This window comes from Streptomyces sp. NPDC051940, assembly GCF_040680895.1.
Taxonomy (GTDB): domain Bacteria; phylum Actinomycetota; class Actinomycetes; order Streptomycetales; family Streptomycetaceae; genus Streptomyces.
In genome coordinates this window covers 13,773-27,873 of sequence record NZ_JBFAXR010000027.1, presented here as the reverse complement: position 1 = coordinate 27,873, position 14,101 = coordinate 13,773, and the positions used below count along the sequence as shown (strand labels likewise).

13 protein-coding genes are annotated in these 14,101 nt (G+C 71.1%); 4 read left to right on the top strand and 9 right to left on the bottom strand.

Going from position 1 to position 14,101, the window contains the following annotated elements; all coding sequences use genetic code 11:
- The first annotated feature begins 52 nt into the window (after window positions 1-52).
- Entirely contained in the window at window positions 53-862 is an 810-nt protein-coding gene (locus AB0M28_RS13825) for a metalloregulator ArsR/SmtB family transcription factor (protein ID WP_365402957.1), read from the top strand.
- Window positions 863-1,108: 246 nt separating this feature from the next.
- On the top strand, window positions 1,109-1,744 hold the full coding sequence (locus AB0M28_RS13820; RefSeq protein ID WP_365402954.1) for a phosphatase PAP2 family protein: 636 nt from the start codon (window positions 1,109-1,111) through the stop codon (window positions 1,742-1,744).
- On the opposite strand, the gene AB0M28_RS13815 is transcribed toward AB0M28_RS13820, so the two are convergent.
- Together AB0M28_RS13815 and AB0M28_RS13810 are read right to left on the bottom strand one after the other, a co-directional pair.
- Entirely contained in the window at window positions 1,671-2,129 is a 459-nt protein-coding gene (locus tag AB0M28_RS13815; protein ID WP_365402847.1) for a hypothetical protein, read from the bottom strand. The two genes, AB0M28_RS13820 and AB0M28_RS13815, sit on opposite strands and share 74 nt — an antisense overlap.
- Window positions 2,130-2,253: 124 nt before the next feature.
- Window positions 2,254-3,390 carry a DUF4190 domain-containing protein gene (locus tag AB0M28_RS13810; protein WP_365402845.1) on the bottom strand — a complete coding sequence of 379 codons (1,137 nt, stop codon included), beginning with the start codon at window positions 3,388-3,390 and terminating at the stop codon, window positions 2,254-2,256.
- A gap of 165 nt (window positions 3,391-3,555) precedes the next feature.
- Here AB0M28_RS13810 and AB0M28_RS13805 point away from each other — a divergent pair, with 165 nt between their 5' ends.
- Entirely contained in the window at window positions 3,556-4,578 is a 1,023-nt protein-coding gene (locus AB0M28_RS13805; protein WP_365402842.1) for an adenosine deaminase, read from the top strand.
- Window positions 4,560-5,240, top strand: coding sequence for a glycerophosphodiester phosphodiesterase (locus AB0M28_RS13800; protein ID WP_365402839.1), 681 nt, complete (start codon window positions 4,560-4,562; stop codon window positions 5,238-5,240). The genes AB0M28_RS13805 and AB0M28_RS13800 overlap by 19 nt, the downstream gene beginning before the upstream one ends.
- A gap of 10 nt (window positions 5,241-5,250) precedes the next feature.
- On the opposite strand, the gene AB0M28_RS13795 is transcribed toward AB0M28_RS13800, so the two are convergent.
- From AB0M28_RS13795 to AB0M28_RS13765, 7 genes are all read right to left on the bottom strand, one after another.
- The gene (locus AB0M28_RS13795; RefSeq protein WP_365402836.1) at window positions 5,251-6,453 is read right to left on the bottom strand and encodes a saccharopine dehydrogenase C-terminal domain-containing protein; all 1,203 of its coding nucleotides are present in this window, start codon (window positions 6,451-6,453) and stop codon (window positions 5,251-5,253) included.
- Window positions 6,454-6,483: 30 nt separating this feature from the next.
- Complete coding sequence (locus tag AB0M28_RS13790) at window positions 6,484-7,881, bottom strand: FAD-dependent oxidoreductase (protein WP_365402832.1); 1,398 nt, start codon at window positions 7,879-7,881, stop codon at window positions 6,484-6,486.
- A gap of 70 nt (window positions 7,882-7,951) precedes the next feature.
- A complete protein-coding gene (locus tag AB0M28_RS13785) occupies window positions 7,952-8,743 on the bottom strand; it encodes an ABC transporter permease (protein WP_365402829.1) in 792 nt (263 codons plus the stop codon).
- Window positions 8,743-9,669, bottom strand: coding sequence for an ABC transporter permease (locus AB0M28_RS13780; RefSeq protein ID WP_365402826.1), 927 nt, complete (start codon window positions 9,667-9,669; stop codon window positions 8,743-8,745). The genes AB0M28_RS13785 and AB0M28_RS13780 overlap by 1 nt, the downstream gene beginning before the upstream one ends.
- Window positions 9,666-10,808 carry an ABC transporter ATP-binding protein gene (locus tag AB0M28_RS13775; RefSeq protein ID WP_365402823.1) on the bottom strand — a complete coding sequence of 381 codons (1,143 nt, stop codon included), beginning with the start codon at window positions 10,806-10,808 and terminating at the stop codon, window positions 9,666-9,668. Before AB0M28_RS13775 ends, AB0M28_RS13780 begins: the two co-directional genes overlap by 4 nt.
- 3 nt (window positions 10,809-10,811) lie before the next feature.
- Complete coding sequence (locus AB0M28_RS13770; RefSeq protein WP_365402820.1) at window positions 10,812-12,065, bottom strand: spermidine/putrescine ABC transporter substrate-binding protein; 1,254 nt, start codon at window positions 12,063-12,065, stop codon at window positions 10,812-10,814.
- A gap of 106 nt (window positions 12,066-12,171) precedes the next feature.
- Window positions 12,172-13,680 (bottom strand): gamma-aminobutyraldehyde dehydrogenase, encoded by a 1,509-nt coding sequence (locus tag AB0M28_RS13765; protein WP_365402817.1) that lies wholly within the window; start codon window positions 13,678-13,680, stop codon window positions 12,172-12,174.
- Window positions 13,681-14,101 lie beyond the last annotated feature (421 nt).

The following is a 14,101-nucleotide window of genomic DNA, read 5'->3' as shown; positions in this document are numbered from 1 at the left end:
CGTATTTTCGAAGGAAAGGAGGCGCCCCGTGGACCGCCGTACGGACCCCCGCATGGACACCGTCTTCCGCGCGCTCGCGGACCCGTGCCGGCGGCAGCTGCTCGACCGCCTCAACGCCCGCGACGGACAGACGCTGACCGAGCTGACCGGCGATCTGGCCATGAGCCGCCAGGCGGCCACCAAGCATCTGACGGTCCTCGAGGCCGCCGGCCTCGTCACGACCGTCCGCCGGGGACGGGAGAAGCTGCACTACCTCAACCCCGTCCCGATCCACGACATCGCCGACCGCTGGATCCGCGGCTTCGAGCGCGGCCGGATGGCGGCCCTGGCGAATCTGAGAGAGGCCCTGGAAACGGGGGCCACCCCGAAGGGAACACCCATGAGCAAGCCCGAGTTCGTCTACAGCCTGTACATCCACACCACGCCCGAGAAGCTCTGGGAGGCGCTCACCACCCAGGAGTTCCTCGACCAGTACATGACCGGCTGGGCCCCCCGCTCCACCTGGCGCGAGGGCGACACCGTCTACTGGCCCACCGAGGAGAACGGCGAGCCGCAGGACCTCGGCCAGCGGGTGACGGAGTCCGTCCCCGGCAAGCGGCTGGCGTACACCTGGCACACGCTGATGCCGATGCACCAGGAGATGTTCGGGATGAGCGACCAGGAGTTCGCCGAGGCGCGCAAGGAGCGCTCGAAGGTGGCGTTCGACATCGAGCCCGCCGAGACGCCGGAGCCGGGCGTGAAGCTGACCATCACGCACGACGGCTTCGACACCCCGGAGAGCAGGATGCTGGAGGGCGTCAGCGGCGGCTGGGTGATGATCCTCTCCGAGCTGAAGACGGTTCTGGAGAAGCAGCCCGCGTAGCGGCCCGCCGGGCACGAAGCCGCGGCCCCGTTCGTCGTACGCGACGTGAAGAACGTGTGGGGGCCCGATGATGGACAGGTGATGCGCCTGTCCGTGGGCGGCGAGCTGCCGTACCGTTTCCGTACAGAACCTCCTCACCGATCGGAACCCCGCTCGCCCCACACCCCCCGGGGCGAGCGGTCTGTAAGGGCCGTCCGCCCGCGAGCTGTCCCCCCGGCTCCCGTGCGGACGGCCCTCTTCTTGCGCGTGGTGCCGTGGTGCGCCGCCGCGCTGCTGGCTGTGATCAGCTGGCAGGTCGGTGCGGGCGGGCCGCTCGTGGACTCCGACGAGGCGCTGGCCGAGGGGATGGGGCGGCACGCGCCGCCGGCCGGCTTCGGCGAGTTTCTGGCCGATCTCGGCAACGGACTCGTCGCCGTCCCGTTCCTCGTGGCCGCCGTCGCGTACGCCGTGCACCGAGGGCAGCGCCGCGCCGCGTTCGCCGCGGGGGTGGCGATGGCGCTGGTGCCCGCGCTCGTCGTACCGCTGAAGGAGGCGTTCGCCCGGCCCGGGCCGACCGTCGATGTCGTCACCTCGTACGCCGGCTTCTATCCGAGCGGCCACGCCGCCACCTCCGCGGTGGCCTACGGGGGCGCGGCCGTGCTCGTCGCCGGGTGCGCGACCCGCCCCTGGGTGCGGCGGCTCGCGGTGGTCCTCGCCGCGGTGCTGGTGGCGGCCTGCGGTCTCGGGCTGGTGTGGCGCGAGTACCACTGGCCGCTGGACGTCGTGGCCAGCTGGTGCCTGGTGGCGGTGCTGCTGCCGGGTGTGGCCCTCAGTCTGCGGCGGTCCGGCCCAGCAGCGCCGCCGCCTCGTGCATCGCCAGCTCCAGCAGCACCGGATCGGTGAGCGTGCCGGAGCCGTCGGGCGGCACCACCCAGCGCACGCCGCCGCTGGACCGTCCCGGATAGGGCACCACGATCCAGGTGCCCCGGCCCGCGCCGCGCACCCCGGTGGCGAGCCAGCGGGCGGCGGTTCCGGGCGGTACGAAGAAGCCGAGCCGGGAGCCGCCGAAGTCGGCCAGCACCGGACCCGGGCGCTCCACGCACCGGACGATCACATCGAGGGTGGGATGGCCGAGCTCGCCGGGCACGATCAGCACGTCCCAGAGGCGTCCCGCCGGGAGGAGCGCCACCCCGAGGGGGTTGCGCTCCCACTCCCACCGGCAGGACTCCGGATCCGTTGCCGCCGCGACCAGCCATTCGACAGCGGTCTTCGCCCCCGCGCCTGTCATGTCAGTGCCCCTCTGCCGTCGCCGGTCCTGGCTGGACCGGCCGTCACGAGGGAGAGGGCGCCGGGCCCGGTTCCTTACACACCTTCGCGGAAATCCCCCGGTGGCGTGCGTCACACGGCCCGGATCAGGCGTACGCGGGGGCGTACCCGGGGCGCGCGGGGGTCAGCGCGGACTGCTGGACGCCGTCGGCCGCGGCGGCGTCCGTCGTCCAGTACGCGTAGTCGTACGCCACGCCCGGAGCCAGCTCGATCTCGACCTCGCCCACGTCGGAGGGCAGATCGAAGACGTAGGTGCCGGTGACGGTCTCGTCGTCCGACACCTGCGACGGCAGGCCGTCGGTGTCGTCCGTGCCGAGCAGGTCGCTGGGGTCGTCGGTGTCGTACGCGTACACCTCGGCCTGGGAGAGGCTGACCGAGAAGCCGGTCTCGTTGTGGACGCTGACCTGGACGACGAGCGCGTCCTCGGACCGCAGCTCCTCCGTCACCGTGACCTCGACCCCGTCGTCGTACGTGACGGTCTCGCCGAAGGGCTGGGACGAGGTGGTGTCGGGCTGGATGGTGCTGAAGTTCTCGCTGAAGCCGTAGACGAGGAGGACGAGCACCGCGGCCGAGACCAGGAGCGCGATCGGGCCGAGCACGACGCCGCTGATCGCCTGGCCCTTGTTGGTGGCCTGGCCGCGGCGGGCGCGGCGCAGGCCCACGATGCCGAAGATCAGCGCCAGGATGCCGAGGGGCAGACCGATCAGGAAGATCGACAGCACCACGCCGACGATGCCGACGATCATGGCCGCGGTGCCGATGCCGTTCTGCGGGGCGGGCGGCAGCTGCATCCACGGGTAGGGGTACGGCGCGTACGGGCCGCCGGGCTGCGGGCCGCCCGGGTACGGGTAGGGCTGCGGGTACGGGCCCGGGCCCTGCTGCGGGTACGGGCCGGGTCCCTGCTGGGGGTACGGGCCGGGGCCCGGGTGGGGGAACGGACCGGGTCCCTGCTGCGGGAAGGCGCCGGCGCCCGGCTGCGGGTACGGGCCGGCCGGCGGCTGGTCGGCGGGCTGCCGCGGGCCCTGCCGGTCGGGGGCGAGCGGCACGGGGGGCACCTCGTACTCCGGGCGCGCGGGCGGCACGGCGCCCAGCGGTGCCGGCGGGTCCTGGGGTGCCGGCGGGTCCTGGGGTGCCGGAGCCCCCACAGGTGCCGGGGCGTCCCCGGACGCCGGTATCTCCTTGGACAAGGAGACGTTCTCCTCGCTCGGCTGCTCGCTGCTCAACGGATCCTCCTGGTCGACGCCCCCAGCGTACGGTCGTACCCCCGCGCGGGGGTACGCCGGTGCGCGGGGGTACGCCGGTGCGCGGGGGGTACGACCGTACGCGCCCACCCGTGCGCTCTACCATGGCGGTGATCACCGAAGCCGCAAACGCAAGGGGTGCCCGCCGTGCTCGAGTCGTTCATCGCCGGACTGCCGAAGGCGGAACTGCACGTCCACCACGTCGGCTCCGCGTCCCCGCGCATCGTGGCCGAGCTGGCCGCGCGCCACCCGGACTCCCCGGTGCCCCAGGACCCGGAGGCCCTGAAGGAGTTCTTCACCTTCAAGGACTTCGCCCACTTCATCGAGGTCTACCTCGCCTGCGTCGACCTGGTGCGCGACGACGAGGACGTGCGGCTGCTGACGTACGAGGTGGCCCGCGACATGGCGCGGCAGAACATCCGCTACGCCGAGCTGACCGTCACCCCCTTCTCCTCCGTCCGCCGGGGCATCCCGGACCTGGCGTTCCTGGAGGCCATCGAGGACGCGCGCAAGTCCGCCGAGTCCGAGCTGGGCGTGGTGCTGCGCTGGTGCTTCGACATCCCCGGCGAGGCGGGCCTGCGGTCCGCCGAGGAGACCGCGCGGATCGCGCTGGACCTGGGCTGCGACGGACTGGTGTCGTTCGGCCTGGGCGGACCGGAGATCGGCGTGCCGCGGCCGCAGTTCAAGCCGTACTTCGACCGCGCCCGCGCCGCCGGACTGCACAGCGTGCCGCACGCCGGCGAGACCACGGGCCCGCAGACGGTGTGGGACGCGATCCGCGAACTGGGCGCCGAGCGCATCGGGCACGGCACCAGCTCGGCGCAGGACCCCGAGCTGCTGGCGTACCTCGCCGAGAACCGGATCGCGCTGGAGGTCTGCCCCACGTCGAACATCGCCACCCGGGCGGTGCGGGTGCTGGAGGAGCACCCGATCAGGGCGTTCGTGGACGCCGGGGTGCCGGTGACGGTCAACAGCGACGACCCGCCGATGTTCGGCACGGACCTCAACAAGGAGTACGCGGTCGCCGCCCGGCTGCTGGACCTCGACGAGGCGGGCGTGGCGGGTCTGGCGAAGAACGCCGTCGAGGCGTCCTTCCTCGACACCGCCGCAAAGGCCCGGCTGACGGCCGAGATCGATGATTACCTGACCTCGTGGACACCATCGCGGTAGCGCATCGCGGCGACCCGTACGCCGCCCCCGAGAACACCCTGCCCGCCCTGCGCGCCGCGCTCGCGGCGGGTGCGGACGCCGTCGAGTTCGACGTACGCATGACGCGCGACGGCGTCCCCGTACTGCTGCACGACGCGACGCTGAAGCGGATCTGGGGGCACGACGTGCCCCTGGCCTCGCTCACGTTCGTCGAGATGGAGCGGCTGACCGGGGGGCGGGTGCCGACGCTGCGCGAGGCGCTGAACCTGATGTCGACGGCCCCGCCCGGGGTGCGCTCCTTCATCGATCTGCCCGAGGTCGCCGCCGCCGCGCCCACCGCCACCGAGGTGGCGGAGTGCGGGGCGGGCGACCGCGTGTACTACTGCGGCAGCACCAGCGCCATGCTCGCCGTGAAGCGGGCGGACCCCGCGGCGGAGACGGCGATCCCCTGCAAGAGCTGGGCGGTGTACCGCCCGCCGCTGCTGGCCGAACTGGCGCCGCGCTGGCTGAACTACCGCTTCGGCCTGATCACCCCGGACGTCGTGCGCCACGCGCACGACAACGGGTACCGCGTCTCCGCCTGGACGGTCGACTGGCCGCGCAACATGCGGCGGCTCGCGGCGATGGGCGTCGACTCCATCACCACGAACCGCGTCGCGACCCTGCGCAAGGTCCTCGGCTAGCGCACGGGCACTACTGCTCCCGCAGCCCCCACGGCGACCCGTACGCCGTCAGCAGGTCCAGGAACGGCTTCGGGGGCAGGGCCTCCGGGCCGAGCACGCCCCGGCCCGACCAGGCGCCGGACGCGAGGAGTTCCAGGGCCACCACCGGGTTGATCGCCGTCTGCCAGACGACGGCCTGGCTGCCGTACTCGCGCATCGTCTCCTGGTTGTCAACCACGTGGTACAGGTACACCTCGCGCGGTGCCCCGTCCTTCACGCCCTTCACCCAGGTGCCGGCGCAGGTCTTGCCGTGCATCCGGTCGCCGAGCGTCGCCGGGTCGGGCAGGCACGCGGCCACGACGTCGCGCGGGGAGACCTTCACGTCGCGCACGGCGACCGGGTCGGTGCGGTCCAGGCCCAGCTTGTGCAGGGTCTTCAGGACCTCGATGAACTCGTCGCCCAGGCCGTACTTGAACGTGACCCGCCTGGCGTCCACCCAGCGCGGGATCAGCAGCACCTCCTCGTGCTCGACGTTCACGCACTCCACCGGGCCGATGCCCTCGGGGAAGTCGAAGACCTCGGGCTCGGAGAAGGGGGCGGTGGTGAACCAGCCCTTGTCCTTCTCCCAGACGACCGGCGGGTTGAGGCACTCCTCGATCGTCGTCCAGATGGAGAAGGACGGCGCGAAGTCGTAGCCGTCGACGGTGAGGTTGGCGCCGTCGCGGACGCCGATCTCCTCGATCTCGTCGAAGAGCTCGTCCGCGGCGTACCGGGCGAAAATGTCCGACAGGCCCGGCTCGACGCCGATACCGGCCAGCGCGAGGAGGCCCTTGCCCTCCCAGTCGGCCGCGGCGGCGAACTGCTCGTCGCCGAGCTTGACCCCGCACTCCTCGTACGGCCGCGCGGGGTGCGGCCGGGACAGGGACATCGCCATGTCGAGGTAGTGGGCGCCCGCGTCGTACGACGCCTCGAACAGCGGCATCACGAAGCGCGGGTCGGTGGCGTTGAGCAGGTGGTCGCAGCGGTGCTCGCGCAGCAGCGCGGCGACCGCGGCGCGGTCGGAGGCGTCGACGCGGGCGGCGGTGAAGCGGGCGTCGCCGACGGCGGCGACGGCCGCCTCGGCGCGGGCGAGGTCGTAGTCGGCGACGACCATCGCCTCGAAGAAGTCACGCCGCGCGGCTATACGGGTGACCGCGGTGCCGACGCCGCCGGCGCCGACGAGAAGGATGCGCATGAGGTGTCCCTAGAGCGAAGGAAGACGGTGTCAGGAGTCGAAGCCCAGACCGACCCGGTCCAGGGCCTTGAGCCACAGGTTGCGCCGGCCCTCGCGGGCGTCGGCCCGCGCCAGCGACCAGCGGGTGAGGCCGATCCCGGCCCACGCGAACGGCTCCGGCGGGAACGGCAGCGGCTTCTTGCGCACCATCTCCAGCTCGGTGCGCTCCGTGCGCTCCCCCGCCAGCAGGTCGAGCATGACCTCGGCCCCGAAGCGTGTGGAGCCGACGCCCAGACCCGTGTAGCCCGCGGCGTACGCCACCTTGCCCTTGTGGGCGGTGCCGAAGAACGCCGAGAAGCGCGAGCAGGTGTCGATCGCGCCGCCCCAGGCGTGGGTGAAGCGCAGGCCGTCCAGCTGCGGGAAGGTCTGGAAGAAGTGCTCGGCCAGCTTCAGCTGCGTCTCCGGCCGGGTCTCGTACTCGGCCCGGACGCGTCCGCCGAAGTGGTGCACGGCGTCGTAGCCGCCCCACAGGATGCGGTGGTCGGGGGTGATCCGGAAGTAGTGGAACTGGTTGGCGCTGTCGGACAGCCCCTGCCGGTTCTTCCAGCCGACCGCGGCCAGCTGGTCCGCGCTGAGCGGCTCGGTCATCAGCGCGTAGTCCCAGACGGGGACGATGTACGGGCGCACCCGCCGGACCAGGTTCGGGAAGGCGTTGGTGCCCAGCGCCACCCGGCGCGCGCGGACCCGGCCGTAGGGCGTGCGCACCGCCATACCCGCGGCGGTCTCGGCGAGGGCGGTCGCGGGGGTGTTCTCGTAGACGCGGACCCCTGAGTCCAGGCACGCCTGCTTCAGGCCCCACGCGAGCTTCGCCGGGTTGACCATGGCGACGCCCTCGCGGTCCCACAGGCCGCCCAGGAAGCGCGGCGAGTCGACCTCCGCCCGCAGGGCGTCGGCGTCCAGCCACTCCCCCGCGTCCAGGCCGTGCTCCTTCGCCTCGGCGGCGAACTCGCGCAGCCCGTCGACCTGGTACGGCTCGGTGGCCACGGTCATGTCGCCGGTGCGCTCGTAGTCGCAGTCGATGCCGTGGCGGGCGACGGCCTCCCCGATCGCGTCGAGGTTGCGGGCGCCCAGCTCCTCGAGCTTCGCCAGCTCGCCCGGCCAGCGGGCCAGGCCGTTGCCCAGCCCGTGGGTGAGGGAGGCGGCGCAGAAACCGCCGTTGCGGCCGGAGGCGGCCCAGCCGGCCTCGCGGCCCTCGACGAGGACGACGTCCCGGCCGGGGTCGCGTTCCTTGGCGATCAGCGCCGTCCACAGTCCGCTGTATCCGCCGCCGACGACGAGGAGGTCCGCCTCCTCGTCGCCGGCCAGCGCGGGCTGCGCGGCGGGCCTGCCGGGGTCTTCCAGCCAGTACGGCGTGGGCTTCGCGTCAGCGAGCGACCGGGCAGGATCCATCTCTTTCACGACCCTTGGGTGTCGGTGTTGTGGTGGTGCGGTGGTGCTGTGGTGCGTCACGGGCGTGGCGTCACGCCCGTGCCTTCTTGCGCCCTCCGATCAGCTGGGCGCCCAGGACCAGGGCGACGGCGATGAGGAGCATCGCCGAGCCGATCACGTTCACCTGGACCGGGATGCCGCGCTGGGAGGCACCCCAGACGAACATCGGGAAGGTGACCGTGGACGGTCCCGAGTTGAACTGCGTGATGATGAAGTCGTCCAGCGAGATCGCGAAGCTGAGCATCGCGCCGGCCGCGATGCCCGGCGCCGCCAGCGGCAGCGTGACCCGCAGGAACGTCTGCAGCGGACCCGCGTACAGGTCCCGCGCGGCCTCCTCCAGCCGCGGGTCCATGCTCATGACCCGCGCCTTGACCGCGACCACCACGAAGCTGAGGCAGAACATGATGTGGGCGATCAGGATGGTGGCGAAGCCGAACTCGAAGCGCATGTTGAGGAACAGCGTGCCGAGCGAGGCCGCCATCACGACCTCCGGCATGGCCATCGGCAGGAAGATCATCCCGTTGGCCGCACCCTTGAGCCGGAACCGGTAGCGGCCCAGCGCGAACGCGGCGGCCGTACCGAGCACCGTGGCGCCGATCGTGGCGTACACCGCGATCTGCAGGCTGAGGTTCACCGAGGTGCAGATGTCGGAGACACCGCAGGGCTTCTGCCACGCCTCGGTGGAGAACTCGTTCCACTCGTAGTTGTACTTGCCCACGGGGTTGTTGAACGAGAACAGCAGCACCACGAGGTTCGGCAGCAGCAGATAACCGAGGGCCAGCAGGCCGGCAAGGACCACGAGGTTGCGTCGTATCCAGCGCATCAGACGACCTCCTCCGTTCCGGCCTTGCGCAGGTACACGGTGACCATGACCAGGATCGCCGCCATCAGTACGAACGACATCGCCGCGGCGGTTGGGTAGTCGCGCACGTTGAGGAACTGTTTCTGGATGGCGTTGCCGACCATCTGCTCGCTCGGCGATCCCAGCAGCTGCGCGTTGATGTAGTCACCGGACGCCGGGATGAAGGTGAGCAGCGTGCCCGCCACCACACCGGGGAGCGACAGCGGGAAGGTGACCTTGCGGAAGGTCGTGGCCGGGTTGGCGTACAGGTCCTGGGACGCTTCCATCAGCTTCGGGTCGATCCGCTCCAGCGAGGTGTACAGGGGCAGGATCATGAAGGGCAGGAAGTTGTACGTCAGACCGCAGACCACCGCCAGTGGCGTGGCCAGCACCCGGTCGCCGGTCGTCATGCCGAGCGTGCTGGTGAAGTCCAGGATGTGCAGCGTGTCCAGGGTCGACACCAGCGGACCGGAGTCGGACAGGATCGTCTTCCAGGCCAGCGTGCGGATCAGGAAGCTGGTGAAGAACGGCGCGATCACCAGCACCAGCATCACGTGCCGCCAGCGCCCCGCCCGGAAGGCGATGGTGTACGCCAGCGGGTAGGCGATGACCAGGCACAGCAGGGTGGCGATCGCCGCGTACCCGAAGGAGCGCAGGAAGTGCTCGCCGTACTCGCTGAGGGCGTTCGTGTAGTTCGACCACTCCCAGGTGATCTCGAAGCCCTTCTCGATCGACCCGGACTGCACCGAGGTGGAGGCCTGGTAGAAGAGCGGGGCGGCGAAGAACACCGCGAGCCACAGCATCGCCGGCAGCAGCAGGAGGTACGGGGTGAGTCCCCGGCGCCGGGCCGGCGGCGGTTCCGCCCCGGCCCCGGCCGCGGGCGTCACCGGGGTGGCGACGGCCGTCACAGCGCGCCCTCCCCCGTACCGGCGTCGATGTCCTGGTGTCCGTCGAGGCCGAAGGTGTGCTCCGGGTCCCAGTGCAGGACGACCTCGGTGCCCGGGGCGAAGCGGTCGCGCTCCACGTTCTGGGCGAAGACGGCCAGCTCGGGGCACCAGGGGCTGTTCACGACGTACTGCGTGGAGACACCGGTGAAGGAGGTGTCGACGACCGTGCCGGTGAGCCGGTTGCGGCCGGCGGGGATGCCCGCCTCCTCGCTCCGCGCCACCATGGCGATCTTCTCCGGGCGGATGCCCGCGAGGACCCTGGCGCCGACGGCGGTGGAGCCCGCGTGGGTACGGGCCCGGGGCAGGGTCAGCTTGGCGTCGCCGACCCGCAGCAGCAGGTCGGACCCGCCGGTGCCGGCTATCTCGGCGGCGATCAGGTTGGACTGGCCGAGGAAGTTGGCGACGAACGCCGTCTTCGGGTTCTCGTACAGCTCCACCGGCGCGCCCAGCTGCTCGACCTGGCCGGCGTTCATCACCGCGATGGTGTCGGCCATGGTCATGGCCTCCTCCTGGTCGTGCGTGACGTGCACGAAGGTGATGCCGACCTCGGTCTGGATGCGCTTGAGCTCCAGCTGCATCTGGCGGCGCAGCTTGAGGTCCAGGGCGCCGAGCGGCTCGTCGAGCAGCAGCACCTCGGGCCGGTTGACGACCGCGCGGGCGAGCGCCACGCGCTGCTGCTGGCCGCCGGAGAGCTGGCTGGGCCGGCGGCGGGCGAGGTGCCCGAGCTCGACGAGCTCCAGCACCTCCTCCACCTGCTTCTTCACGGACTTGACGCCGCGGCGGCGCAGGCCGAAGCCCACGTTGTCGAACACGTCGAGGTGCGGGAAGAGCGCGTAGCTCTGGAACACCGTGTTGACCGGCCGCTTGTGCGGCGGCAGCGCGGTGACGTCCCGCTCCCCGAGCACGACCCGCCCGGTGGTCGGCTGCTCCAGCCCGGCGATCATGCGCAGGGTGGTGGTCTTACCGCAGCCGGAGGCCCCCAGCAGGGCGAAGAAGGAGCCCTGCGGGATGGTCAGGTCGAGCGGCTGTACGGCGGTGAAGTCGCCGAAGGTCTTGCTGATGCCGGTGAGGGTGACACCGGCCCTGGTGCTGGCAGCCATGTATCAGGCCCCGATCAGCTTCGCGAATTTGTCCTCGTACCCGGACGCCTTGTCCTCGGCGAGGTTCATGAACACATGACCCTTGGAGATCATCGCCTCGTCGGGGACGATCAGCGGGTCGGAGGCGAGCGCCTCGTCGATCTTCTTCAGCTCCGGAACGACCTTGTCCGCCGACAGCGGGCAGATGTAGTTGATCCAGGCGGCGGCCTCGGCCGCGTTCTTGGGGTCGTAGTAGAAGTTGATCAGGGCCTCGGCGTTCGCCTTGTGGCGGGCCTTGACCGGGATCAGCATGTCGTCGGTGGAGTAGAGGTAGCCCTTCTCCGGGATGACGAACTCGATGTCCTCGTTCTCCGCCTGCATCTGCACGACGTCGCCGGCCCAGGCCAGGCACGCGCCGATGTCGCCCTTGGAGAGCTCCTCGATGTAGTCGTTGCCGGTGAAGCGGCGGATCTGCTTGGAGTCGACCGCCTTCTGCACGGCGGCGAGCGCGGCGTCGAAGTCGTCGTCGGTGAAGGACGCGGTGTCCTTGCCGAGGTCGAGCATCGTCATGCCGATGGTGTCGCGCATCTCGGTGAGCAGCGCGACCTTGCCCTTGAGGGAGGAGTCGCTCAGCAGCTGGGTGACGCTCTCGACCTTCTTGCCGTTGGTGGCCTTCTTGTTGTACGCGATCACCGTGGACAGACCCGTCCACGGGGCGGTGTAACGGCGGCCCCGGTCGTGCGCGGCGGCGAGGAACCGGGGGTCCATGTTGGCCTGGACGTTCGGCGTGTTCGCCTGGTCGATCTCCAGCGCCCAGCCGGAGTTGATGAAGCGGCCGGCCATCCAGTCGGTGACGACGATCAGGTCGCGGCCGGTGTCCTGGCCGGCGGCCAGCTGCGGCTGGATCTTGCCGAAGAACTCGACGTTGTCGTTGATGTCCTCGGTGTACTTGACCTTGATGCCCGTCTCCTGCTGGAAACGGTCGAGCGTCGGACGCTTGTTCTCGTCCTTCTCGTCCACGTCGATGTAGAGGGGCCAGTTCGAGAAGTTGAGTTCCTTCTCCGTCTTGGAGTAGTCCTTCCCCTTCTCCTTGGTGGCACCGCCCTTGTCAGAGCTGTCATCGGTGCCGGGGATACCGCAGCCCGCGAGGGCGGTGCCGGCGGCTATCGCACCGGTGGCGGCGAGGAAACGACGGCGGGAACTCGCGGCGCGGCCGCTCGTGAGACTGCGCTCCCACGCCTTGGCGAGGGGCTCGGGCAGTCCAGCGAACAGATCCATGGGGTCGGCCTTCCAGGGAGGGAGGGACAAGGAGCCGTGGGGGGTGTCCTGGCCAGGGGTTTTCCGTCGGGTTCCCGTCGGAAGACCTCTGAGCGGAACGGATCGCTCAGAGAGCGAAGATCGTACGGTGCCAGTCCTTGCGGGCGGCACCCGTTGTGTCCTGCATCACATGCTTGACCTGCGTGTATTCCTCGAAGGAGTACGACGACATGTCCTTGCCGTAGCCGGAGGCCTTGTAGCCCCCGTGCGGCATCTCGCTGATGATCGGGATGTGGTCGTTGACCCACACACAGCCCGCCTTCAGTTCTCGGGTGGCCCGGTTCGCGCGGTAGAGGTCGCGCGTCCAGGCGGAGGCGGCGAGGCCGTACGCCGTGTCGTTGGCCAGCGCCAGGCCCTCGTCGTCGGAGTCGAAGGGCAGCACGGCGAGCACGGGTCCGAAGACCTCGCTCTGCACGATCTCGCTGTCCTGCGCGGCATCCGCGACGAGGGTGGGCTCGTAGTACGCGCCCTTGAGGTCCGCGGGGATACGGCCGCCGGTGACGATCCGGGCGCCCGCGGCGGCGGCGCGCTCGACGAAGGCGGCGACGCGGTCGCGCTGGGCGTACGAGATCAGCGGGCCGAGGTCCGTGGCCGGGTCCATCGGGTCGCCGAGGCGCACGCCGGCCATCAGGTCCGCGACACCGGCGACGAAGGCGTCGTACAGGGGGCGCTGCACGTACGCGCGGGTGGCGGCGGTGCAGTCCTGGCCGGTGTTGATCAGCGCGCCGGCCACGGCGCCGTGGACGGCGGCCTCGAGGTCGGCGTCGTCGAAGACGACGAAGGGGGCCTTGCCGCCCAGCTCCAGATGGAGCCGCTTGACGGTGCGGGTGGCGATCTCGGCGACGCGCTTGCCGACGCCGGTGGAGCCGGTGAAGGAGGTCATCACCACGTCCGGGTGGCCGACCAGGCGCTCGCCGGCGTCCGCGCCGGCCCCGCTGATGACGTTGACGACGCCGTCGGGGATCCCGGCCTCGCTGGCCGCCTCGGCGAACATCAGCGAGGTGAGCGGGGTGAGCTCGGAGGGCTTGAGCACGATGGTGTTGCCCGCGGCGATGGCCGGGAGAATCTTCCAGGCGGCCATCTGCAGCGGGTAGTTCCACGGCGCGATGGAACCGATGACGCCGAGCGGCTCGCGGCGGATGTACGAGGTGTGGTCGCCGCTGTACTCGGCGGCGCCCTTGCCCTCCAGATGGCGGGCGGCGCCCGCGAAGAAGGCGGTGTTGTCGATCGTGCCCGGCACGTCGAACTCGGTGGTCAGCCGGATCGGCTTGCCGCACTGCAGCGATTCGGCGTACGCGAAGTCCGCCGCCTGTGCCGCGAGCACGCCGGCCAGCCGGTGCAGCGCGTCGGAGCGCTCGCCGGGGGTGGCGCCGGACCAGCCGGGGTAGGCGGCGGCCGCCGCCGCGACGGCCTCGTCCACGTCGGCCGGGGAGGCCAGTTCGTAGCTGAGGACGTCCTCGCCGGTCGCCGGGTCGACGACGGACTGCGGACGGCCTGCGTTGCCTGCGCGGAGCCTGCCGCCGATGTACTGAGCGCCCGCTGAGAAGCGTGCCTCCACATCGAAGCGATGTGCCATGGGATGAACACTCCGGGATGTCGTATCGGCCGGGGTTGATGGCTGATCCTGACAGGCGAAGTGGCGTCCGGCAAGGGATTCCGTCGTTTCCTTTTGGTTACGCGACGAATTTAGTCTTGGAGCGAGCCCACGAGCCTTGGCATCGAAGGCCCAACAACCCTTCCGGAACCGGCTTCCCCCTACGACCCCCCACATCCCCGTGGATCCACGGCACTACGGATCCGGTTGCCCCCACCCGCCCCGGCGCCCGCGTCACACCCCGGGACGGCCCACCAGTCGCCCCGTAACGGCGCTCCCGGCGCCCCCGAACCCCGCCCCCGACACGCGGCTCAGCGGCGACCCGCAGCCCCCAAGCAACCCACCCTGCCCCGCAGGGTCAGCGGGAAGGAGCCCCACAGGGACTCGGGCCGAGCCCCGTCCC